This window comes from Flavobacterium sp. HSC-32F16 (assembly GCF_024171645.1).
In the GTDB taxonomy this organism is placed as follows: Bacteria; Bacteroidota; Bacteroidia; order Flavobacteriales; family Flavobacteriaceae; genus Flavobacterium.
The window spans coordinates 471,192-495,721 of the sequence record NZ_JALKAC010000001.1 but is presented as its reverse complement, the minus strand read 5'-3'; the positions used below and the strand labels follow the sequence as shown (position 1 = coordinate 495,721).

The 24,530-nt window shown below is 34.2% G+C and carries 23 protein-coding genes; 5 read left to right on the top strand and 18 right to left on the bottom strand.

Translation table 11 applies throughout. From position 1 onward, the window contains the following. Together L1276_RS02295 and L1276_RS02290 are read left to right on the top strand one after the other, a co-directional pair. Positions 1–2,436, top strand: a complete 2,436-nt coding sequence (locus tag L1276_RS02295; RefSeq protein WP_253785051.1) for a zinc-dependent metalloprotease — start codon at positions 1–3, stop codon at positions 2,434–2,436. After that, positions 2,433–2,954, top strand: a complete 522-nt coding sequence (locus L1276_RS02290) for a DUF3347 domain-containing protein (RefSeq protein ID WP_253785049.1) — start codon at positions 2,433–2,435, stop codon at positions 2,952–2,954. Before L1276_RS02295 ends, L1276_RS02290 begins: the two co-directional genes overlap by 4 nt. Before the next feature lie 152 nt (positions 2,955–3,106). On the opposite strand, the gene acnA is transcribed toward L1276_RS02290, so the two are convergent. The 15 genes from acnA to L1276_RS02215 all read right to left on the bottom strand — a co-directional run bounded on the left by acnA (position 3,107) and on the right by L1276_RS02215 (position 17,643). Continuing rightward, entirely contained in the window at positions 3,107–5,881 is a 2,775-nt protein-coding gene (gene acnA / locus L1276_RS02285; RefSeq protein ID WP_253785047.1) for an aconitate hydratase AcnA, read from the bottom strand. Between the two features lie 118 nt (positions 5,882–5,999). Beyond that, a complete protein-coding gene (locus tag L1276_RS02280) occupies positions 6,000–7,001 on the bottom strand; it encodes a type I glyceraldehyde-3-phosphate dehydrogenase (protein WP_253785045.1) in 1,002 nt (333 codons plus the stop codon). A gap of 156 nt (positions 7,002–7,157) precedes the next feature. Further along, positions 7,158–8,096, bottom strand: coding sequence for a ring-cleaving dioxygenase (locus L1276_RS02275; protein WP_253785043.1), 939 nt, complete (start codon positions 8,094–8,096; stop codon positions 7,158–7,160). Between the two features lie 336 nt (positions 8,097–8,432). After that, positions 8,433–8,783 carry a hypothetical protein gene (locus L1276_RS02270; protein WP_253785041.1) on the bottom strand — a complete coding sequence of 117 codons (351 nt, stop codon included), beginning with the start codon at positions 8,781–8,783 and terminating at the stop codon, positions 8,433–8,435. Further along, entirely contained in the window at positions 8,783–9,403 is a 621-nt protein-coding gene (locus L1276_RS02265; RefSeq protein WP_253785039.1) for an alpha/beta hydrolase, read from the bottom strand. Before L1276_RS02265 ends, L1276_RS02270 begins: the two co-directional genes overlap by 1 nt. 191 nt (positions 9,404–9,594) lie before the next feature. Then, positions 9,595–9,885 carry a GNAT family N-acetyltransferase gene (locus L1276_RS02260; protein WP_253785037.1) on the bottom strand — a complete coding sequence of 97 codons (291 nt, stop codon included), beginning with the start codon at positions 9,883–9,885 and terminating at the stop codon, positions 9,595–9,597. Between the two features lie 258 nt (positions 9,886–10,143). Then, complete coding sequence (locus tag L1276_RS02255) at positions 10,144–10,602, bottom strand: VOC family protein (protein WP_253785035.1); 459 nt, start codon at positions 10,600–10,602, stop codon at positions 10,144–10,146. 87 nt (positions 10,603–10,689) lie between these two features. Further along, on the bottom strand, positions 10,690–11,097 hold the full coding sequence (locus tag L1276_RS02250) for a hypothetical protein (protein WP_253785033.1): 408 nt from the start codon (positions 11,095–11,097) through the stop codon (positions 10,690–10,692). A 155-nt stretch (positions 11,098–11,252) separates the two neighbouring features. Beyond that, positions 11,253–11,807: a YceI family protein gene (locus L1276_RS02245; protein ID WP_253785032.1), complete on the bottom strand. Its 555-nt coding sequence runs from the start codon at positions 11,805–11,807 to the stop codon at positions 11,253–11,255. A gap of 5 nt (positions 11,808–11,812) precedes the next feature. Then, a complete protein-coding gene (locus L1276_RS02240; protein ID WP_253785030.1) occupies positions 11,813–12,235 on the bottom strand; it encodes a cytochrome c in 423 nt (140 codons plus the stop codon). A gap of 21 nt (positions 12,236–12,256) precedes the next feature. Then, complete coding sequence (locus L1276_RS02235; RefSeq protein WP_253785028.1) at positions 12,257–13,099, bottom strand: DUF5777 family beta-barrel protein; 843 nt, start codon at positions 13,097–13,099, stop codon at positions 12,257–12,259. Between the two features lie 7 nt (positions 13,100–13,106). Continuing rightward, complete coding sequence (locus tag L1276_RS02230) at positions 13,107–13,514, bottom strand: OB-fold putative lipoprotein (RefSeq protein WP_253785027.1); 408 nt, start codon at positions 13,512–13,514, stop codon at positions 13,107–13,109. 129 nt (positions 13,515–13,643) lie between these two features. Next, a complete protein-coding gene (locus L1276_RS02225) occupies positions 13,644–16,094 on the bottom strand; it encodes a TonB-dependent receptor (RefSeq protein WP_253785024.1) in 2,451 nt (816 codons plus the stop codon). Positions 16,095–16,178: 84 nt separating this feature from the next. Then, positions 16,179–17,078 (bottom strand): FecR family protein, encoded by a 900-nt coding sequence (locus L1276_RS02220; protein WP_253785023.1) that lies wholly within the window; start codon positions 17,076–17,078, stop codon positions 16,179–16,181. A 49-nt stretch (positions 17,079–17,127) separates the two neighbouring features. Next, on the bottom strand, positions 17,128–17,643 hold the full coding sequence (locus tag L1276_RS02215; RefSeq protein ID WP_253785020.1) for an RNA polymerase sigma factor: 516 nt from the start codon (positions 17,641–17,643) through the stop codon (positions 17,128–17,130). Between the two features lie 196 nt (positions 17,644–17,839). On the opposite strand from L1276_RS02215, the gene L1276_RS02210 reads away from it, so the two are divergent. Then, complete coding sequence (locus L1276_RS02210; protein ID WP_253785018.1) at positions 17,840–18,862, top strand: hypothetical protein; 1,023 nt, start codon at positions 17,840–17,842, stop codon at positions 18,860–18,862. Positions 18,863–18,886: 24 nt separating this feature from the next. Here the strand turns inward: L1276_RS02210 and ilvN are convergent, their stop codons facing one another. Next, positions 18,887–19,396, bottom strand: a complete 510-nt coding sequence (gene ilvN, locus L1276_RS02205) for an acetolactate synthase small subunit (RefSeq protein WP_253785016.1) — start codon at positions 19,394–19,396, stop codon at positions 18,887–18,889. A 556-nt stretch (positions 19,397–19,952) separates the two neighbouring features. Between ilvN and L1276_RS02200 the strand changes: the two genes are divergently transcribed. Beyond that, positions 19,953–20,480 carry an alpha/beta hydrolase gene (locus L1276_RS02200; RefSeq protein ID WP_253785014.1) on the top strand — a complete coding sequence of 176 codons (528 nt, stop codon included), beginning with the start codon at positions 19,953–19,955 and terminating at the stop codon, positions 20,478–20,480. Positions 20,481–20,553: 73 nt separating this feature from the next. Then, the gene (locus tag L1276_RS02195) at positions 20,554–21,600 is read left to right on the top strand and encodes a succinylglutamate desuccinylase/aspartoacylase family protein (protein WP_253785012.1); all 1,047 of its coding nucleotides are present in this window, start codon (positions 20,554–20,556) and stop codon (positions 21,598–21,600) included. A 105-nt stretch (positions 21,601–21,705) separates the two neighbouring features. Here L1276_RS02195 and L1276_RS02190 read toward each other — a convergent pair whose 3' ends face one another. Together L1276_RS02190 and L1276_RS02185 are read right to left on the bottom strand one after the other, a co-directional pair. Next, positions 21,706–23,112: an alkaline phosphatase gene (locus L1276_RS02190; RefSeq protein WP_253785010.1), complete on the bottom strand. Its 1,407-nt coding sequence runs from the start codon at positions 23,110–23,112 to the stop codon at positions 21,706–21,708. A gap of 99 nt (positions 23,113–23,211) precedes the next feature. Further along, the gene (locus L1276_RS02185; protein WP_253785008.1) at positions 23,212–24,525 is read right to left on the bottom strand and encodes a cbb3-type cytochrome c oxidase subunit I; all 1,314 of its coding nucleotides are present in this window, start codon (positions 24,523–24,525) and stop codon (positions 23,212–23,214) included. Positions 24,526–24,530: the final 5 nt, after the last annotated feature.

Here is a 24,530-nt window from a genome sequence, read left to right as displayed (position 1 = left end):
ATGAAGAAGTTACTTATTTTACTAATCATGCTGTCTGCCGGACAGCATGGTTTTGCTCAAACTCCCGAAAAAAAAGCCGACAGTACCAGTACACAGCCAAAAGGTATGCAGGCTTACAACAAAGTAATTACTGATAAAGCCAAAAGCAAATCAGGTCTTTTTACGGTAAGTCAGGTCGATACTAAATATTACTTTCAAATTCCGGATAGTTTATTTAATCGCTATATGCTGGTTGTAACCCGATATCTTTCAACTCCTGAAGGAATGGGAATTTTTGGCGGTGAAAAAGCCAATGAACAGACTATTTATTTTGAAAAAGGAACAAACAATACCGTCTTTTTAAGGTCACTACAGTACAGACAAGACGTTCGTTCTGCCGATTCGATGCTGGCTAAAGCATTGGCGGGAAGCAACGAAAATCCAATTGTTGCCGCTTTTCCAATCAAAACAACTAATCCCGATAACGGAAATGTAGTTATTGATGTAACCGATGTTTTTAAGAAAGAAAACGCCATGTTTTCTATAGAAAGCAAAGAAAAAACAGAGAAAAAGTTAAGTTCTCTGGCTGATGATAAATCTTTTATTGAAGCTATAGATACTTATCCAATCAATATTGAAGTAAAAACCACAAAAACTTATACAAGTTCTACAGCAAGCAGCGGAAGCATAACATTACGATTAAATACGTCTATTGTATTATTGCCAAAAATACCAATGCGCAAACGCTTTTTTGACGAAAGAGTAGGATATTTCGCCAATAAATATGTTTTGTTTGATGATGATGAACAAAGCGCCCAGAAAAAATTTATTGTACAGCGTTATCGTTTAGAGCCTAAAGATAAGGATATTAAAAAATATCTAAAAGGCGAATTGGTTGAACCCAAAAAACAAATCGTCTATTACATCGATCCGGCAACTCCAAAAAAATGGAGACCGTATTTAATTGCAGGAATCAACGACTGGCAGAAAGCTTTTGAAGCAGCTGGTTTTAAAAATGCGATTGTTGGTAAAGAATGGCCGGAAGATGATAAAACAATGAGTCTGGAAGATGCAAGATATTCTGTAGTACGCTATTTAGCATCTGAAACTCCAAATGCCTATGGACCGAGAATCAGCGATCCAAGAAGCGGTGAAATCATGGAAAGCCACGTAGGCTGGTATCATAATGTGATGAAATTAGTACAAAGATGGTACATGATTCAGGCTGGACCTTTAGATGCAAGAGCAAGAAAAATGCATTTGGATGATGAATTGATGGGACAATTAATTCGATTTGTTTCTTCGCATGAAATTGGACATACAATTGGTTTACGTCATAATATGGGAGCCAGCAGCGCTACTCCTGTAGAAAAACTTCGCGATAAAAAATGGGTCGAAGAAAATGGCCATACCGTTTCTATCATGGATTATGCCCGTTTTAATTATGTAGCACAACCGGAAGACAATATTAGCCCGCAGGGAATTTATCCGCGTATTGGAATGTACGACAAATGGGCTGTAAAATGGGGTTACGAATATTATCCAAACGCTAAAGATGAGTTTGAAGAAGAAAATATTCTGGCTAAACTGACAACCGAAAGTCTAACGGCAAATCCTAAATTATGGTTTGGAGGCGAAGGAAAAGACGAAGATCCCCGCAGTCAGTCAGAAGATTTGGGAGATGATTCAGTTTTGGCAAGTGATTACGGTATTAAAAACTTGAAGCGAGTAGTGCCAAATCTTATTCAGTGGACCTATCAGCCAAACGATGCTTACGATAATCTATCTGATATGCATAAAGCAGTTGTATCGCAATATAGCCGCTATTTGTATCATGTACTTAAAAATATTGGTAATAACTACGTAACAAAAAGAACCGTTGATGAAAAAGGCGCAGTATATCAGCCAATTCCAAAAGCCAAAATAAAAGCATCAATCGATTATGTAGGCAGACAATTGTTTACAGCACCTTTATGGTTATATCCGCAGGAAATTGAGCAGCTTATTCCTTTAAAAACAGCCGATCAAATATCAGATCAGCAAAATCAGGTTTTAAATATGCTTTTGAGTTCAGGAATGCTTTACAACATCAGCCAGAAAGCCATACAATTTGAAGGAGCGTATACCGTTCCTGAATTCTTAAACGATTTACAGCAAACGGTTTGGGTAAAATTAAGTGGTAATGAAAAGCAAGATTATTACCGAAGAAGTTTACAGCGCGGTTATATTGAGAAACTGGGAATGCTGTTATTGCCAAAAGAAACAGAACCCGGAAAAGCTTTAAGTGCAGCACAACGAAGTGACGTAAGATTGTACGGAAAACAACATCTGACGAAAGTAAAAACTGAAGTTACAAAATTAATGAATGCTTCAACTGGATTTAATAAAGAACATTTCGAGAGTATTTTGACAGAAATAGATAAAATCATTACAAAATTAGACAAAGCAGCAATATGAAAAAATTAGTAATTCTTACATTCATTTTCTTAGGCACTTTTGCACAAGCTCAAGTAACATCAAAAGAAGAAGTAACGCCGGACTTGGTAGAAAAAAGAGAAGCACAGAAAAAAGAAATCACAAAAAAGTATCTGGCTTTAAAAAATAGTCTTATCGTTTCAGACAGCCTTGGTGTAGTTAAAAATGCCGATGCCTTAAAGAATTCTTTAAAGAACTTCAAATTCAAAAAGTTGACTTTGGAACAAATGAATGCGGCCACAACAACCAGAACAGCAATTATGAATTTTGCGGCTGAAATGGCATCAATTAAAAACATCAATAAGCAGCGTAAAATTTTCGAATCCCTTTCTGTTAAATATTGGGACCTGGCAGCTAAATTCAAAGCAGCTGATGCGACATTATATCTACAAGTATGCCCAATGACGGGCGCTGTGTGGACAAGTGACAGTAAGGAAATTAAAAATCCTTACTATCCAAAAAATATGCTGACTTGCGGTGAAGTTAAAGCAAGTTTGTAGTTTTTTTAATTTGAATTAGTTTGATAAATACGGTATTCTGAAAAGGGGCCGTATTTGTCGTTTCATATAAAATGATATATTACAGTCATTTTAATTACTAAAAAAGGGTCTTATAGAAAGACCCTTTTTTGTATATATTACATTCTTGTTTTTTATGATTTTTGAAGAAACTGTCTTAAAACGTATTGAAGAATTCCGTCATTTTTATAATATTCTATTTCAATCTGCGAGTCCAGTCTTGCTATTGCAGTAAAATTAAATATTTCGCCATTCTCTTTAACGGCTGTAATTGATAATTCTTTCAAAGGTTTAATATTCTCTGCAATTCCGGTTATGCTAAAAGTTTCTCTTCCGGTAAGTCCTAAACTTGCTGCATTTTCACCACTTTTATATTGTAATGGTAAAACGCCCATTCCAACCAAATTACTTCGGTGAATTCTCTCATAGCTTTCTGCCAGAACCGCTTTTACACCAAGCAGGAAAGTTCCTTTAGCCGCCCAGTCTCTCGATGAGCCGCTTCCGTATTCTTTTCCGGCCAGAATAATTAAAGGAGTTTGTGTTTCTTTATATTTAACTGAAGCCTCGTAAATACTCATTTCTTCTCCCGTTGGAAGATGCGTTGTAAAACCGCCTTCCTGTTTTGCCAATCCATTTTTGATACGAACATTGGCAAAAGTTCCTCTAATCATTACTTCATCATGGCCACGGCGCGATCCATACGAATTGAAATCATTTTTTTCAACACCTCGGCTTAACAAATAACTTCCCGCTGCGGAGTTTTCTTTAAACGATCCGGCAGGCGAAATATGATCTGTAGTTACACTGTCTCCTAAAACTAATAATGTACGGGCATTGGTAATATCCTGAAGTGCCTTTGGATGATCTGGAAGATCTTTAAAAAACGGAGCTTCTTTGATATAAGTGGAGTTGTCATCCCAACGGTAAATTTTTTCATTCGTAATCTCAAGCTGCTGCCATATTTCATTGCCTTCAAATATTGTGGAATAGCTGGATTTGAATTGTGCCGGCGTCAGTACTTCGCTTAATAGTTTGCTGATTTCGTCATCCTCCGGCCATAAATCTTTAAGATATACAGGAAGCAGATTAGAATCATAAGCAAGAGGTTCATTTATAATGTCTAAATCGACTCTTCCGGCAATAGCAAAAATAACAACAAGCATTGGCGACATTAAAAAGTTCATTTTTATCTGCGGATGAATTCTGGCTTCAAAATTTCTATTTCCCGAAAGTACAGAAGTAAGAACCAAATCGTTTTCATCTGCTGCTTTTGCTATATGCGGAGGAAGCGGGCCTGAGTTTCCAATACATGAAGTACATCCATAACCCACGACATGAAATTTTAAAGCTTCAAGATCTTTCAATAAATCAGCTTTAATCAAATAATCAGTTACAACTTTTGAACCCGGAGCGAGTGATGTTTTGACCCACGGTTTTATATTAATTCCTTTTTCTCTGGCTTTTTTCGCAATTAAACCAGCACCAATCATCAGGTACGGATTAGAAGTATTGGTACACGAAGTAATAGCCGCAATACCAATTGAACCATCTGAAAGTGTAAATTGTTCAGAACCAATGGTTACAACCACGCTTTTACTGCCGTTTTCTGTCTTTGGATCAACCTGAACTTCATCTGGAACGGGTTTACTGTCATTTATAGGTTGTGAACCTCCTTCTGCAAACCAAGTTGTAATTTGTTTGGCTGCTTTTTTATATTTTCTGCCAAAGTTTTTATCTAAGGCATCCACAAAAGCAGGCTGAAGATTTTTAAGCAGAATTTTGTCCTGCGGTCTTTTTGGGCCGGCAATTACAGGTTCTATAGAAGAAAGATCAAGTTCCAGAACATCAGTATAAGTAATACCTTCATCTCCTTTTCTCCACAACATATTGGCTTTGCAGTAATCTTCAACTAAATGAATCTGCTCTTCAGTTCTGCCGCTGAGTCTCATATATTCCAAAGTCTTTTCATCAGTAGGGAAGTAGGTTACTGTACAACCAAATTCAGGGGACATATTTCCAATTGTAGCACGATCCGGAACACTTAAATTATCAAGTCCGGGTCCAAAAACTTCTACAAATTTTCCCACAACGCCGTATTTTCGAAGCAGTTCTGCAATTGTCAATACCATATCTGTTGAAGTAGAACCCAATGGTATTTTTCCCGTAAGTTTAAGTCCGATAACTTCGGGCATAATAAAATAAATAGGCTGACCCAGAATTGCGGCTTCGGCTTCAATTCCTCCCACACCCCAGGCAATTACGCCAATTCCGTTAACCATTGGCGTATGACTGTCAGTTCCTACCAGAGTATCCGGAAAAACTTCGCCGCTGCGTTCAATTACACCTTTAGAAAGATATTCAAGATTTACCTGATGACAGATTCCCATTCCGGGCGGTACGACGCTAAAATTAGTAAAAGATTCCTGCGCCCATTTCAAAAACTGATAACGTTCGCTGTTACGTTTGTATTCTTCGTCCATATTTCGCTGATAGGAGTATTCTGTTCCAAAATAATCTACTTGTACAGAATGGTCTACAACTAAATCTACAGGAATAAGCGGATTTATGGCATCGGGATTTTTTCCTCTTCTCGCTGCTTCCGCGCGAAGCGAAGCAATATCAACCACAGCCGGAACACCTGTAAAATCCTGCATAAGAACCCTTGCTGGTTTAAACGGAATATCTTTATCTGAAGCTTCTGGTTTCCAGTTTAATATGGTTTCAATGTTTTCTTTTGTAATGGCAAAATCATCAAAATTTCGCAGTACATTTTCTAAAAGGATTCGGATAGAAAATGGCATTTTTTCGATTTCATATCCCTGCTTCTGCATTTCAGCAAGACTGTAGTACGAAAACTCTCTGCCTGCCGTTTGTAATACTTTTTTAATCTGGTAAATGTCGTTTTGCATAGTGAAGATGTATAAAATTAAATAGAAATAAAAGGTAGTATTTCTATGTCGTTTTTGGTCATAAGTAAAAGTTAAAAAGCCGTCTAAAAATTAGACAGCTTTTTTATCATATTACAATTTAGATTTTTGCCGCTATATATTGAGCGACTTCTGCAAGTCGGTTTGCAAATCCCCATTCATTATCATACCATGCCGCTACAGAAAGTAAGTTTCCCTCTTTAGTCGTAAGCGGTAAATCGATAATAGAAGAGTGCGGATCGGCTACAATCCTGGCAGAACTCCATTGTTCTTCCAAAACATCTAAAACACCTTTTAAAGAACCTTCTTTTGCCGCTTTTCTAAAAGCATCGTTTACTTCTTCTACAGAACAATCTTTGGTTGTAACCAAATTCAATTCGGCAATACTTCCGGTTTTGGTTGGAACTCTATAGGCTTTTCCGGTAATTTTTAAATCACTCCAAATAAACTGCAATGCTTTTGCCGCTCCGGATGATGACGGAATTATATTTTCTGCCGCAGCCCACGAATCACGTCTGTCTTTCATTGGCTGATCGGTCAAAGATTGTGTGTTAGTGTAGGAGTGAACCGTTGAAAATAGACCGTATTCAATACCAAAATTCTCTTTAATTACTTTTACAACTGCCGCTAATGCATTAGTTGTACAACTTCCCATACTGATTATTTTATGGTTATCGGCATCAAATTCATCCAGATTAATACCTTTTAAAAGTACGGCATCACAATCTGCAAGAGATTTACTTGGCGCGCTTACCAAAACGTATTTTGCCCCTTTGTCGATGTGTTTTTGCGCATTTTCTCTATTCGTGGCACGCCCGGTGCAATCTACAACCAAATCAACGCCTAAAGCTTTCCAATCCGGAATCTCCAGTTTAGAGTTTTTGTATGGAATTTTTCTGTCACCAATACTAAAATTTTCATCTGCCGTTTTTACTTCTTCGTGCCATCTTCCGTAGTTAGAGTCGACGCTGAAAAGTGCTCCGAGCAGATCTATATCTTGAATGTCAGCAATGACTTCAGGAACAAAAAGATTGTTTTTTAAGGCGATACGAAGAAATTGTCTCCCAATTCGGCCAAAACCGTATAATGCTATTTTTGCCATGATATATATTGTTTTTTATGGTTTACTTATTTTAGAAAAAAATTAGGCAGCAAATGAAAATATGAAAGTTAAATTGATTTCAAGATATTGACTGTCAATTTCTTGTAATAAAAATACTCTTTTTTATGTTTCCATTTGCTGCCTGTATGTTTTTGATTAATTAATTTTAACCAAATGTTTTTCAATAGCCGCTCTCTGAGATTCGTATTGAGCAGGAAGTTTTAAGTTCTGGCCTAATTCTTCTAAGCTTTCATCTACTGTAAATCCGGGATTATCAGTAGCAATTTCAAATAAAACACCTCCTGGTTCTCTAAAATACAAAGAGTGGAAATATTGTCTGTCTATCTGTGGTGTAATTGACAATCCGTATTCTTCGACTTTTTCACGGAAGTGCATTAAAATTTCGTCATTTTTTACACGGAAAGCCACATGGTGAACAGTTCCATTTGCGTTTAAACCGCATTTTTCATCAGCCAATTCTACTAAGTCAACAATTGCAGCGTTTTCTACAGCATCTGTAGCATAACGGTAACGGTTTACATCCTGATCAATTAATTTGTAACCAAATATTTCAGTTAAAACAGCTGCAGTTGGTTTAATATCGTTTAAAGTCAAAGTAATGTTATGAAAACCTTTTGTAGCCGCATCTGCTTTTACTTCATCAGTTTCCCAGCCTTTTCTGTTATCGTCGGTTTTAGATTCGATTAATTCTAATTTTAAACCATCGGGATCTAAGAAAGTAAGGTATTTTTCTCCGAATTTTTCAGACGGTTTGTTGTAAATTACATTGTATTTTTCAAAACGTTCCTGCCAAAAATCCAAACTTCCTTTAGGAACAGAATATCCAATTTCGGTTGCCATTCCAGAACCTTTTCTTCCTTGCTGAATTCCTTCTCCCCAAGGGAAAAAAGTTAGGATTGTTCCTGCACTTCCAACTTCATCACCAAAGTAAAAATGGTAAGTTCCCGGATCGTCAAAATTCACTGTTTTTTTTATGAAACGTAATCCTAAAATATTTGAATAAAAGTTGAAGTTTCTTTTAGCGTCACCTGCAATTGCAGTAATATGGTGTAAGCCTAAAATTTTATTTTCCATGGTATTGTACTATTAAATTGTTATTGATTTCTTATACAAATTTACATCCGTTATCGCTCTAAATCGATTAACCTAGATTAAGAAATAAAAACCTCTTTTGTTATTCACAACTTCATAACCAAATAGCATTCCAAGTGTGTCAAGTTATTGATAACAAGTGTTTTGATTGTATTTTAAAGTTTACGATTTTACGATATATCGTAATTTGATGAACGAAGCTGTTTTATTTAGAAAATGGATATAATCCAATGTCGATTATTTCTTAAAATTCTATAAGCAAAGCATAATACCAAGCGAAATATTGGCAAATAAAAAAGCCGACATAATGCCGGCTGTTTATAATTTTATGAATATTGATTTTCGAAGTCTGGGTTCGATATTTTTGGTTTTGTGTCCTTTTCCTGTAGTGTCTTCAACCAAGAGAATAGATCCTGTTTCAAATTTTCTTTTTTCTCCAAGAGAAGTTTCGATTTCTACACCGCCTTCCAGTAAAACAATATATTGACGGTCTGGTGCATTGTGAAAATCATAATCGTAAGAAGGTTTAACTTCTCTGAAAACGATAGATTTTACCGGTTCATCATCAGATAAAAAACCGATATCGCCATTGTTTTTTAACGGAACTTCGAAGTCTTCAAAGTGACTTTCGCCGTTGGTATCGCTGTAAACCCGCGTTATGGTAATCATTATTTTTTATTGAAAATTAATGCATTTGCACAATCGACTTCGTCCTGACTTATGGTATGTCCCATATTTGGATAGATTTTTTTAGTAACATCTGCACCCAATTTTGTCAGAAGCGTTTCAGATTCGTTTACTCTTTCAACCGGAACATGAAAATCAGGATCGCTTGTTCCGATGAAAATTGGAGTGTTTTCGAAGTTTCCGTTATAATGATCTTCATATACTTTATCTCCAATAAGTCCGCCTGTAAAAGCGATAACGCCTCCGTATTTTGCTGCATTTCTGGCTGTAAATTCTAAAGCCAGACAAGCGCCCTGCGAAAAACCAAGAAAGTAAATATTCTCTTTTTCGATTCCGTTTTGCTGAATTGCCACCACAACCTGATGAATGGCTTCTAATGATTTTGAAAAAGAAGGTTCGTTTTCATCGAGCGGTGCCAGAAAAGAATACGGATACCAGGTTCTGTTTTCTGCCTGCGGTGCCACCAAAGCAAAGCCATCAACTTTAAGATGTTTCGCAATTGAAAGTATATCGTGAGCGCCCGCACCACGACCATGAATCATGATTAAAGCTTTTTTAGCTTCGTTTAATGGAACGCCGTCGGTTAAAATTTCTGTATTCATATTGTTATATTTTTAAATTAGAAAGTTGCGTGTGATTTTCTGCCACAGATTATAAAGATTGGTTTGCCACGAATTTATTATCCCTATTTTGATTCGTGAAAATTTGTAATTCGTTGCAAAAAAAGCTATCTGGACTGGCTGTTATTTTAAACACATAGAAACCTATTTTTCTATGTGTTTAAAAGCAAAAGTTATTTTTTCCAAATATCCTGATATTCGTCCGGATGTTTTTTGAATTGCGCGTGAACGTATGGACAAAGCGGTAAAACCATTAAATTATTGGCACGAACATAAGATACCATTTCTTCCAGAAGTTTTTTTGCATACCCTTTTCCTTCGGCTTCCGGTTCAACGCCTGTGTGGTAAACGGTTAATAAATCAGGTTTAATGCTTACCGTCATTTCGCCTTGTTTTTTGCCATCAACATAAAGATTAAAAGCGCCGTGTTTTTTTTCGTTTAATTCTAGTTTTATCGTTTCCATATTATTTTAGTTATAATTTGATGTTGTTAAATTTCTTTTACAAACTTAGGCAAGACCCGCAAGTCTGTTGATTAATCTAGATTAAGAAAATTTTGAGGTTTCTAAATTTACGATATATCTTAGATTTATTTAAGAATTATTACTTTAATATAGTATTGGCAACTAGAAAAAAAATCAACTTATACTCATTAAAGAGTACAGAAAGGCATAAAAAAAACGCTAATTTTTTATCTTAACGTTTTGTTTTACAAAAGTATATTAGTTTTTAAATGCTTCATTCATAAATTGATCAAGTCCTTCTTGTTCGAGTATTTCAATTGAGAATTCTCCAAATCGTTTTGGAAGCCAAATAATTTTAACGCCGCTTGGGGAGTTTAGTTTTTCTTTTGATAATGCATTTCCATTTTCGTCTTCTGGCTGAACGCCGGATGCGATCAATTGGTCAAAAGCTGATTCAATATCAGGAGTAGAATAGCAATGGCGGTAAATAGTACCTTCACCTTTTGCGTCTAATAGATTTTTTAGATTTCCGGTAAAAGGCTGCACGAGCATAAAGCGTTCCTGACCCGTTTTTACAATAGCATAGGTAACATGAAGATCTTCTCTCTGCCAGACCAATTTTTTAGAAATTGCGGCATTAAATATTTTTGCATAATAGTCGCAGGCTGTTTGCAAATCGTTTACTAAAATATCAATATGACTAAACTTTAAGTCCATTTATAGTTCTTTCTAAAATTAAAAATTCTTTAAGGGAATAAGATATAAAAAAAATCTTTAATAGAATATGCAGCAAGTATACGTTCTTTAAAAAGTGCGATGATTATTTAAATTAAAATGCTTTAAAATTTGTTTGGGTGTTGCAATGATTTCTCTGCGAAGAGGATCAAACCATTCTACTTCTTTAACAACTTCGGCACAACACTCGTTTTTGAAGTTGAAAAAACAGCTTTTAATATTGATTTTATCATCTATATAACAATGTTTTAATTCAATAAAAAAAGGTTCGGTAAACATTAAATCTTTGTGGCAGATTAATTCATGGTTTCCTTCGTGTAAATCGAGATTCAAAGTATAAAGTTTCTGTTTTGAAAATCCATTATGAAACAAAAAATGATATAATAGTCTAATAGTATATGAAATATATGAAGCATTTTCCATCACCATAAAATCATTTACATCTTCTCCGGTAACAACGTAATTTTTGCAGATCATTTATTTTGAGTTGAAGTTAGAAAAAAGAGGTCAGTTTTATATAAAAAACTGACCTCAAAACACTAGTCATGTTTCATGATCTTCCAAATCAAGAGGAGTTACCCAGATAATAACAGGGGGCGATTATTATCATCTGAATAGTTATCTTCTTAAGATCATTTAATTAATAAAAAATTGTAATTGATCTTTATTTTGTCAGCAATTTTCTTTCTCACCAGGCTTGGTATTTCTATACCAAAATCTTCCGGTTTTACTTCAAAAGAACCAATTGCATTAACTCCGTTGGGAGCTTTTGAAACTTTGACGATTACGGTTAAAGGATTTGTTTTTCCGTGGATAGTCAGATCTCCTTTTAAAGTAAAGTTTTTAGGAGTATTTGTGATTTTAGAAATATCAAAATCTTCTAGTTTACCTTTTAAAGTGGCTTTTGAAAATTTTTCAGATTCCATGTAATTTTCATTGAAATGTTCTTCCATTAAAGCAACCTTAAAACGGAAACCTTTAATTAGCACCAAAGCAGCGAAATCACCTGTTGACTGTTCCAGAACTGCTGATACTGACTTGTTTTCGGCCGCAACTTCTTCATAAGAAGGCATTGAAGCCTGAAATTTGATGTTTCCTGTTTTGGTAATCAGTTTTTGTGCAAATCCGTTTGCGCCTGAAACTACAATTAACAGTAAAACGAAGAAATTTAGGGCTGATTTTTTCATAATGATTAATTTTCTTTTAGTCCGTCAGTATTCCATTTTACGATTAAATCAATATTGGCCTGAGACATTCTTCCGCCTTGAGGCATAAGTCCCTGCTGACCGCTTTGTAATTGAATTCGGTTTAATAAACCGGAATTTTCAATTGCCGCTTTTACCTGAGCAAATGTAGTAAGCGGTCTAAAAGACGCCGATCTTCCGCTTGAATGACAGCTTACACAATTACCGTCAATAATAGATTTTACATCTTTATTATAAGTTATTGAGGTTGTTGGATTTGTTGGGTTTGTCGGATTCGTCGGATTCGTCGGATCTGTTGGATTCGTCGGGTTTGTTGGTGCAGTTGGTGTTTCGATATCCTGAATTGTATCTGAATCACTACAGCTTGCCATTGCAGCCAGTAAAATTGTAAGTGCGATTGTTTTTTTCATGATTTATTGTTTTTATAATTATTAAAATACTCTGTACAGGTTAAAGCCAAAGAAGAAATCGCCTTTGCCCCAATCACCGGAGGCATTAGTAAGATATCCGCTCTCACTCATTGATTGAGAATTGGTAAAGATTAATTGAAATACATGTCCGCCGGTTTCTACATCAAGACCTACAGATAGTGGATTTTTATAAAAGTCGGGTTTGTCAAAATTGTGCATGTACTCTAAATTGACAGACAATCTTTTAGTGATTTTATAACGTCCGCCGCCTCCAAAAGAAAACTGATTGTCTCTTTCGATATCAGGATTGTAAAGGTTTTTGTGTATAAAGGACGGAACCAATTCAAGAGAGAATTTTTCACTTACCTTTCTGGAAATTAAAACTTGTTGTACATACGTCATACGATGTTTAAATTCTAATCCTGGATATTGGTCTTTTTCTAAAAAAGTGTTTATGTCTGCCACACTATATCCTACAATGTCCAGAGGAAAATTATCGTTTTGTCTTGCCACTCGGTATTTTAATCCGGTTTCATACATTTTGTTTAATGTATGTCTGGAAAGGCTCACAGATAACCAGTCTGTAACTCCATAAATACCACCCAGTTTTGTTGTAGCGTTATCAAGACCAAAAAAACTGTCAAGGCCGTCTTTGACAGTACCAAAACGGTGTGAGACTACAAAATAGAATTCTTTTTTTGCAGGCATTTTGGTTGTCTGCAGTGTTACCAGCTGTAAAGCTTTAAAAGTTGCGGTCGAGTAGTTTTCTTCTACCTGGGTAGAATCCAGACTATTTAGCAAATCATCTTGCGAATAGGCAATGGTCGCCAGAAAAAGGCAGATTGGAACTAAAAATTTCTTCATAAATTGATTAATTGATTTGTTTATTTATTACGGTGCATTGGTCTAATTTGACTTCTTCAAATAGTTCGTCATATCCAATACATTTGCCTTTAACAGTTACTTTAGTATTTATAAGCGACGTCTTTATTTTTTGGGTCAAAAGGCAGAAAACAGTATTTTCAAGTGTGATTACAGAATCGGTTTCTTTGGTTACAGTTCCTGTAATTTCTATAGTCTTGTTGAGATATAAAGAGTCTGCTGTTTTAGGATTTGAGTTGTAATCTTCGAGTAGTTTTACGGCGGTTATACTAAAATCCGGGGCTTCAGATTCTATATTCCGTGCTTCTTTAAAGAGATATCCGTAATAGAAATAAATTCCTGCTGAAACGGCAATGAATACTATTGCAATGATTAATGCTGTTTTTTTTCTTTTCATTTTTATTATTTTGATAAGATTCAATAATAAAACAGCCTTGATAGAGATTACCCTACCAAAGAATTGTTATTTTGTGAAAAAAAATGAAAAAGAAGAATAAGAGTTCTTAAAACTCTTGCAGAAAAAGCATTAAAATGAAACCCTAAAACTCATGTTTGGAGTTCTTTGCAAGGAGAAAGTATCAACTTCTTCAATAGAATTTGTTAGAGAACTAATTCTATAATATTCGCTGATTTCATTTCTACGGTTTAGGATATTTAAGATTGATATTCCTAATTTGTATTGTATTCCATTTGCGGTTTCCCACTTGTAAGTTGAGGAAATATTGACCTGAGAAAAAATGTGCAGATTGGTGTTATTTGGTCTGTTGTAAATAAGTACAGGATCTGAAAGATCTATTTGCGACACGTTAGGAGACGTTTTTGGTCTTCCCGAAGACCATTTTGTTCCCAAAGCGATTTTAAAATTGTTTTTCTCATAAATTCCCGCCCATGATAAAGTATGCGTTAGTTCAAAATTATTTGGAAAAACAGGATATTCATAATCAGGAAAATGATAATTGTTTTCGTTGTAAGTATAACTCAACCATGTTAGAAAGTGATTTATTTTTTTCTGAATAAGCATTTCTGTTCCCCAGACTTCATAATCTCCGGTAGTTCGCACAAATTCTAACTGGTTCTGAAAACCCTGGCTGGAAGTGGTTATTCCGGTAACTTTTTTATAAAAATTTTCGATGTCCAGAAGCCAGTCATTTTTCTTGTAGAATAAATTTAAAGAAACCTGTCTGCTTTTTTGAATGGGAATTGTGGTGTTGTTTGAAATAATCCATCGTCTTTTTTCAATACCAAAATAATCTTTCTGCAAATCGATAATCTGCTGTGAGTTTTGACTTTTTAGTTCGCCCAGCAATTCTAAATTCACAGTTTTACTAATGCCGTAACCCAATTGTATTCTGGGTTCTGAAATATATTTTTTGAATTTTTCAAGATAGTTAATTCGCATTCCTGCCTTCAAATATATTCGGGAAATCGTATCGTTATATTTTCCTTCCAAAATCAAGGCATGAGTTTTTAAAACGTCTTTTACTTTACGATAAAAATCAGGATTACTTACTTGTTCTAAATTTGTAATTCCTATTTCATTAAACTGATAACCGTCGCTAAAACTAAACTTAGAGTTAATGATATGATGGTTTTCTAAGTTGATTCCGTTGTTGTTTACTGTATTTTCCTGAATAACGATTTGGTTATCATAAGTTGTTTTTTGATTGGCCAAAAGCTCATACGTAGAATTATAGAGATTTATTTTAGTTGTATTAAAGTTGTTCCAGTTCCTTTTCCATGACAAATTTCCTCCGTAATTCTGCTGTCGCAATACATTGTTTTCGGATGTGTTTATGTTATACACGGTTGCACTTTGAAAAACTTCCAGATTGTCTTTTATGGTTATTAAATCAAGCACTATTTGATCTTTCGTTCCTATTTTTTGAGCATATTTAAGCGTAGCATCATAAAAACCAAATTTCTTATCACTTTGATAATCTACATTTTGGTTCTGCGAAAAATCAGTAATAGTAGTATTTTGAAATACTTTATTGAAATATTCTTTATAGGTGGGAGTTTCTAAAAAATCTGTAATTGATTTACGTGCCGAAATCTCGATATAACTTTTTTTAGAAAGATTGTACTTTCCATAAATATCAGCATTAATCATGTTTATTCCGGCACTAAATGAGTTTTTTTCTGCTGTTTGAGAAGTAGAAGAAATAGCCACAACGCTTGATACACTTTCGCCGTAAAAGGCAGAACTTCCGTTTTTATAAATAGAAATAGTGTGCGCCAAATTGGGATTGAAAACAGAAATTAAACCAAAAAAATGTCCCGTTTGAAACATTCGGATTCCATTCCATAAAAACAAATTTTGATCGTGCGTGCCACCGCGGACGTTAATACTCGATACGCTTTCATCAAGACTGTTTACACCCGGAATTTGCTGCATTGTTTGTAAAGCATCAGGTTCTATAAGTCCGGGCAGAATACCAAATTTCTTGGGTTTAATTTCCAGTGATCCATCAGCGTTTTTAGAAATACCCGAAGCCAGAATCGCATTGGCTTTTATCTCCTGAAGTTCTGTAATTTCGGGTTCTAATGTTATTTGAAGACAATTTTTATAATCGGTATTGCCAGCCGTGATTCTTTTGGATACAAACCCAATATGACTAATTACAAAGGTGTTTTTTTCTTCTTTATTAAATTCAAAATAACCTTCGGAATCCGTTGTTACCTGAGTTTTATTAAGTAAACTAATGTTTGCATTTTCAACAGGTTTTTTATCTGCGGCAGATAAAATATATCCGCAGATTATTTTTTGAATATTCTCTTTTTTGTAGATATTAATGAATTGGTTTCCTATGTTTTCAAAAGACAAATGGGTTCTTTTGGTAAGATATTCCAGTTTTTGTTCTAAAGAAAGTGATTTTTTAGGCGGATTTAATTCCAGACCTTCAATGTTGTCTTCGGTATAATTAAAGCTCACACCATGCTGTTTTTCAATATCAATTATTATTTTTTTAAAAGGCATAGTTTTTCCTTTGTCCTGAGCAAAAAGATTCAGGGCAAAGAAGAACAGAAAAAACAAAAAATGAAATTGTTTGGGGCGCAACATTTATTTTTCGTCAAAAATTATTTTATGTTCCGAGACCTTTTTCGCCTCTAAATGATACGTTGTACTAATAATCTGCAAGGCTGTATCCAAGTCTGTTGCTGGTAATTTTCCTGTAAATAAAGAGATAGTATCTTTGGTTTTTAATTCAATCTTAATATTGTATTGTCTTTCAACTTCGTCCAAAAGGCTTCGTATATTTTCCTGATAAAAACATATTTGATTGTTCATCCATTCCGGTTTTAATGAATTTACAGTCATTTTAACTTGTTTTCCGTTTTCAAAACTAACGCTTTGTCCGTGCGTTAATACAATTTCAGTTTTGGCATAATTTACTTTTACACGCCCTTCATAACACACTACGTCAAACCTGTTTTTTCGGGTTTTAACATTAAACTGCGTTCCTAAAACCGTTACTTTTCCAAGGCGCGTTTGTACTTCAAACTTTTTGCCTTTTGCAACCCTAAAATAAGCTTCTCCTTTTAATTCGAGATTTCTGTTGTTGTCCCAGTTCCATTTTTTATAGTGTATTTCAGAACCAGAATTTAAAACTACCTCCGAATTGTCAGGTAAAGAAAAAGTGGTTTTTTTTCCAAAATCTGCAATCTCTGTTTCAGGCACAAAAACTTTCATCGCAAACGTAACACAAAGAGCGAGAACAAATATGGCAGCTGCTCTAAATATCCATTTTTTGTATAACGGCACTACTTTTGGCGCTGTTTTTTTCTGGCTTAAAATGTTAGACAACATCGTATTTTCATCCAAATCACCTGTTTGCAGGTGAGCGGTATAATTTTTTATCTTTTGGTATTTTTCAAAATCGGGACTTGCCTCAAATTCAGCTAATTCATCCGGAGATAAATCATCGTTGAGCCATTTTGCTAATAAGCGATTTTTTTTCATTTTATCGTATTATTTAATTAAAACAATTAGAACTAAATTTACCCTACTTTTATAAATCAATTTCTTTACGCAGACTTAACAGAGCCAAGTGAATACGTTTTTCTACAGCCTTTACGCTTATGTTGAGATCAACGGCAATTTCGCTGTATTTTTTGCCGTCAATTCGATGCATCAAAAATGCGGTGCGCTGTTTTTCGTTTAAGTTTTCGATGGCTTTTAAAAGCTTGGCCTGAAATTGTTTTTCTTCCAGAAGATATTCCGGACTTTCATTCGTTTGGTCTAAACCGGTGAAGTTTTTTTCATATTTGAGAACCACTTTCTGGTGCGCAATTTGGTTAAGACTGCTGTTGTTTGCAATCGTGTAAATGTATGATTTTGCTTTTTCTAATGGCACCGAAGCGCAGTTCTGCCAAAGTTTTACAAATGCTTCCTGGGCGAGATCTTGTGCTTGTTCCTCATTGCCAAATTTGTAAAAAAGAAAATTCCGAAGTGCTTTTACATGACTTTTGAAGAAAGACGAAAAAATGATTTCATCACAAGTATTTGATTGGTTTTTATGTGGCATTTAGAGATTCGATTTGTACAACGCAAAAGTATTTGTTTTTAATTGAAGTAGGGTAAAAGCAAAGCGGATTGTTTTATAGAAGAATAAAATGCTATAGGTTTTTGACAATTTAGTATTGAAGATGGTACTTAAAACCTTGACGTTAATTTATTAAAAAACTGTTTCTTTAATTTTATACATTTGTAAAAATATAAATATGTTCCTTTTGAAAAAATATTTATCAATGGCAGCTTTCCTGCTCTTACTAATTTCCTGTCAAAGTGAAATGGAGGAGCAAAATGATACTGCACAGGGAACAATTACCAATGTTTCCCCGCTTACTACCTATCTGCAAAGGGTTGCTATGGTTAAAACTGTGCAGGATAATATGATCGACGGATCAAGTTATTGCACGATAAAACTCCCATATACAGTTACTGTAAATAATGAGCAGATTGCAGTTAATACCACTGCTGATTATCAAAAAGTATTAAATAATATTAATGCCAGTACTTATGATGATGATATTGTAAAAATTGATTTTCCGGTAACGATGGTGTACTATAATTACATCGAACAATTGATTCCAAATCAGTCTGATTTTGATACTTTAATTGATTATTGGAATCAATATCCTGATCTTTTATCCAAAATTAACGGATTGAATATCAATTATCCTATTACCATTACTATCTACAACAGCACTAATCAAACAGCAAGTTCTCAATCGATAATAAGCGACCAGGCCTTTTTTAATTTTATTAAAAACTTGAATGAAAGCCAATATATATCTTTACAATATCCTATTTCTATTGCTGATTATCATTATCAGACAAAATCAATTACTAATAATTTAGAGTTCGAAAACGCTATTAAATACGCTATTGATTACTGTCCCGAAAATAATATTGTAACTCTTGATTTTGCCGCAACGATAACAAAGGGTTCCTGGGAGATTCCTTATTTTTTTGATGATGTTGTAAAGACTTCAAATTACAGTGGTTATTCCTTTGTTTTTAAAACCGATAAATCTGTAACTGCCAGTAAAGGAACGGTTTCAGAAACGGGACAGTGGGACACTACATTACAAAATGGTGTTAGACAATTACAGCTTAATTTTAGTTCAGAAGTACTTCGTCAATTAAATAAAGACTGGAAACTGTTTGAGTTTAATAATTCTCAGATACGACTGCGTGATGTAAATACTAAAACAAGTTATCTTTATTTTCAAAAGAAATAATTTCTAACGGTCTGTTTCTCCTCTTTAAGCTAATTCTTTTGCAAAACTATTCCCGGATTTGAAAAGAGAAATGGGCGCACTTTTCACAAATTCAACCAGTCCGAATTTATGTAAGGCCTGAGTCAGATTATCTATTTCTTTTTCCTTACCGGAAGCTTCAAAAACGGTATACTCTTTTTCAATTGCTGTATATTTGATGTTGAATGGTTGTATTACGGCATCAAAACTTTCTTCATTCATTAGGATGTTCGTCGGTACTTTATACAAAACCGTTTGTGTACTCATTATTTCCTGAGCATTATGGCAGTAACATTTAAAAACATCAATGATTTTTTCTATTTGAAGAGTGAGATTTTTTACAGTTTCAAAAGTTTCATAAACTACAATTGTAAATCGGTACATATTTTCAATTTCGCATAAAGAAATATTGAGACTTTTCAGGCTGATTTTTTTTCTTAAAAGCATGATGGCTATTTTATTGATTAGCCCTAATTGATCTTCTGTATAAGCGGTTAAAGTATATTCTTCTTTCATTTTATTTTGTTGTTGTTTATTGAATCAGATGTATTCTGTTTTTGTATTTTTTTTAATTTTTTTGATAAAAAAAAACCTTCCTCGTTTGACTGAGAAAGGTTTGCATTACACAATAGAATCCTGACTCGTCATAAGAGACAAATGATAATAATTGCGATAATAATGATAACTGAATTTTTCATATTAGTTTAAATAAAAAACCTCCCGTGTCAGGGAGGTTTTAAAAATGGTTTTGTGATACTATTATATAAAATCTCCTCTACTACTATCGAATGATAATACTATTAATACTAATAGAGGAAGTAATTTGCTTTTTCATTGTTTTTGTAAAACGCAAATATATCATTTTTTCTGAAAAACAAAATATTATATTTTCAACCGTTTTTCTAATCCATTTTTTGTGTTCTAATTGATGAAAAAAAGCTCTTTTGCCTTCAGTTTAAACTGGATTTGTAATTGGAAAATCGGGGTAAAATTTCTATTTTCGCCAAACTTTCATACATTTTTAATACTGTATAACAGAACTACATTTACAACAACACAACACACAAAAACAATGATTAATTATTTAATTGTACCAGGGCTTGGTAATTCAGGACCCGAACATTGGCAGACTTATTTTCAGAATTCAGGTGAAAATTTTTATAGAATAGAGCAGCAGGAATGGGATGCTCCAACTTGTAAAGACTGGATAGAAACGATTGACAAAAAAGTTTCGGAGTTTGATCTTTCCAGCGTTGTACTTATTGGACACAGTTTAGGCTGTTCGACAATTGCGCAATGGGCTTTAAAATATAACAAACAAATTAAAGGCGCTATGCTGGTTGCGCCAAGTGATCTTGAAGCGCCTCAATATACTTTTCCTGCGGTTGGTTTCTCGCCAATTCCACTAGATAAAATCAATTTTAAGACTATTGTAGTGGCAAGTGCAGATGATGTATGGGTTTCTTTGGAAAGAGCTAAATTCTTTGCTGAGAATTGGGGAAGCGAATTTATAAATATTGGAAATGCAGGACATATAAATGCCGCATCCGGACATACAAATTGGGAGGAAGGAATGGAAATACTAAAAAAAATAAAATAATAAAGAATCAAAAATACAGCAGAATAAGATGCTGTATTTTTTTTACGCTAAAATCATAACACACTTACATAATATGAATAAACTTTATAAAGTACTTCTTTTTATTATAATGCTTCTTACGCAGAATAATATGAAAGCGCAGCAACAAGAATCGATATTTTTTGAAGAGACAACGGGCAGAAAAGACAAACTAATCTATTTTAAAGATGACAGTCCGTTTAATTATCTTCCGCTGACTATCATAAAAGGGAAAGAAAGTGGTCCGGTTTTTACTATAGTGTCTGGTATTCACGGCTACGAATATCCGCCAATAATGGCTGTGCAGGAACTGATTAAAGAAATTAATCCCGATAAATTAAAAGGTACATTAATTATAATTCCTATTGCCAACACTGCCTCTTTTTATAAAAGAACACCTTTTATAAATCCCGTTGACGGTAAAAATCTCAACAATGCTTTTCCGGGATCTCCTTCGGGAACTTTAACAGAACAAATTGCCAGCTGGATAACCAAAAATGTAATTTCAAGATCAGATGTATTTTTAGATATTCACGGCGGAGATGCAAATGAAGATTTACTGCCGTTTGTATGCTATTATAACAATAAAAGTAATCCCGGAAAAACAAGAGCGGCGATAAAACTGGCGGAGATTTCAGGGATAAATCATCAGGTTTCCTATCCTTATACATTATCCAACACAGAGCCGGCCCAATATGCATTTAAACAAGCTGTTCAAGATGGTAAAACAGCATTGAGTATTGAAGCAGGTAAACTGGGAACTTCTAATCCCGAGTCTGTTAAACTCATTAAAAATGCAGTTTACAATATGTTAGGACAGATGAAAATGTATTCTTTAGAAAGTGAATATGCATATGCAGGAACTATTTTATTTTTTCTGAATAATCAAACTTATGTGAAATCTGATTTTAAAGGTTTGTTTTATAGTAAACTCAAAAGTGGTGACGAGGTTAAAAAAGGGCAGGAGATAGGTTATATTACAGATGAATTTGGCAATGAAATACAAAAAATAAATTCTACGGCTGAAGGTATAATTTTATATAAAACAGGAACACCGCCTGTAAACAAAGGAGAAACACTTTTTTGTATAGGATCCAGATAAATCTTTAGCATAAAATTTCAATATAAAAGCGAAAGAAGTTTAAGTAAAGGTTTATATACCATTTACTTAAGCTTCTTTTATTTTCATTTAAACTTAAAACTCAATTTACACTTCCTTTTCAATTGAGGCTTTCAGCATTAAATAATGAAGGTCTATATTTTTAACAAAAGGTTTTAATAATTCACTTCCCGGACCATACATGGCCAGCTCAACATAATCGCCTGAATGATCCATACTTATCCATCCTACATTATTATGCTTTTTCTGAATTTCTGAATAAGCTTTAAAAGGCAGTTTTTTATAATTATATAAACCGTCTTCCTGTTTTTCAAGTCCGGAATAAAAATTCAATAAATGTTTTGCTTCATCATCGGTTAAACTGATTTTATTGGTCTCTTTAACCCAGTCTTTAATTTGCTGCAGATTAAAATCGGCATGAATTGCATTCAAAATATATTCGTTAGTATACTTATAGTCAGCAATACTGTTGAAATTTTTTACGGCATCAGTTCCATAAATAAGTCCCGGATTTGCATTTCCATGATCTGTAGTTATGATTACCAAAGTTTCTTTATCTTTTTCGGCAAAATCAATGGCTGTTTTTACAGCTTCATCAAAAGCCAGCTGATCGTGAATTAAAGCGGCAATATCGTTAGCATGCGCTGCCCAATCGACTTTTACGCCTTCAATCATAAGCACAAAACCATTTTCATGATCTTTCATTTGATGAATTGCGGCAGCGCTCATTTCTGCCAGAGTAGGAGTGTGCTGTAAGTCTGGAATATTGTTTCTGTCGATCGTGTAAGGAAGTGCTCCGGTATTAAAAACGCCAAGTGTTCTTTGTCCCTTTTTGATATTTTCTAAATCTGATTTTCGTTTTAAAACCTGATATCCTTTATCTTCATAAATTTTGTAGACATCTTTTTTATCCGCTCTTTTTGAAGGATTAAAAAATTCATCACCGCCGCCCATCATGACATCTAATCCGAGTTCTGCATACATTTCAGCAATTTCATTTTCAGCATTTCTACTGTCTGAATTCACACAAAAACCCGCTGGAGTAGCATGAGTTATTGTAACTGTGGTAACACAGCCGGCTTTTTTTCCTGCGTTTTTAAATTTCTGCCAGATTGGAAGATACTTTTCGCCATTTGGACCAATATTCAAAACGCCATTTTTAACACGGTGTCCACCTCCAAAAGACGAACTTGCCGCAGCAGAATCAGTTACGGCAGAACTTGCAGAAGCCGTATCCATTAAAGCTCTTGAAACTTTATTTTCGGTATAAAGATTCATCCAGTTTCCATTTTTTCCTAGAATATTCTGAGAGTACAAATTCGCCATTTGAAGCGTTCCTGAACTCATTCCGTCACTAATCAGGAAAATTATATTTTTTGCTTTTTTGCCTTTTTTAGTTATTGCTTCTAAATCATTTGAAAGAATAACAGATGGACTAAGAGTAAATAGTCCTGCCAATACTGTTGAACCTTTTAAAAATCTGCGTCTGTTCATTTTATTTTTTTTAATAGAAGGTAAATTAAAGACATTTTTTAATTTAACGCAACCTTATTGCATTAAATAATTGTTGTGTTTAAAGAATAGAAAGTTTAGTTAAAGTATTATATAGTTTTTTTTAGAGCGTATTAGATATAAATGCCTGAATAAAAGATAAAATCCAATAGCCAGTGCTATACCGCTTAAGCTAAAAGAAATAAAAAATGGAGCCAAGATGCTCATCATCTGACTAAAAGCATTTTGTGAATGGTCCATTTGCCAAAAGCCCCGCAAAATTCCTGCAGTCATCAAAGAAAGCCAGAATACTATTAATGAAGCATTCACCATAATATAACCAATTTTAAAAAGCCTTGATTTAGTTAGTTGGTTCTTTCCTAAAATATCATATACAAAAGCCATCAAAAGCATACTGTTTATGCCAATAGTTGTACCCATAGAATGCGCTACTGTAATATGCGTGCCATGCGTATAAAGGTTAAAAGCAGGAATTGACATTATAATAGCCTGGGCAAGCATGATAAAAATCCAGATATCTGCAGCGAGAAGAAATTTATACGGAACTTCATGTCTGTATTTTTTAGCAGTTGAAAGCGTTGATTTCCAATAATAAATCATTCTCCCTAAAAGAAGTAACTCAGTCATGCTTACTCCGTAGCTTATGTAACGTATATAAGGCGCTGTAGGCAGAGAGTAAATATGATGTCCCCAATTGAACATAAGATTAAATAATCCCAAAAAATAAATAAGGAAAGCAGTAATAGAAGAACTGTTTTTCTTGTCCTCGCTTATTTTATCCATAAGATAAATACTTGATCCGTAAATAAGCATATTCCAGGATCCCACCATGGCACCGTATGATTTCCACTGCACAGTCATGTCTCCAATAATGTTATTTCTAAAATAAGGGATAAGCCATAAATAAGATTCAAGGAAAGTAAAGAGAAAGAAAACAATTCCGGTAAGCCACATCCAGACATAGACGGGCTGTTTTGTAAGTTCACGAACGGAGGCGAAAAAATAAATAAGGAAAGCGATCCAGCCTATTATTATGGGTAATGCCAAAACCGGGTGAAACTCCCAATATTCTCGCCCGCCAAAAATACCCAGTATATAAGAGATAAGTATGAGCGGAATTGCAGAGAGAAACATCCAGTATTGTATTTTGGTAAGAATTGGATATTTCATACCCTTTTTAAAACACTCGTTAAGATAGTTTTGAACAACACCTGCTGCGGCCAAAATAATCCAAAACACAACAGATGATACATGTAACGGTCTTGTTTTTTCAAAAGAAAAAACCGTTTTAAGAAACCCCGGTAAAACATATTGAAACGTACCCAGTATTCCAAAAAGTAAACCAAATCCCAGCATTATCAATGCAAGTACTATAAATTTTTTGCTTGTTTCCATGATCA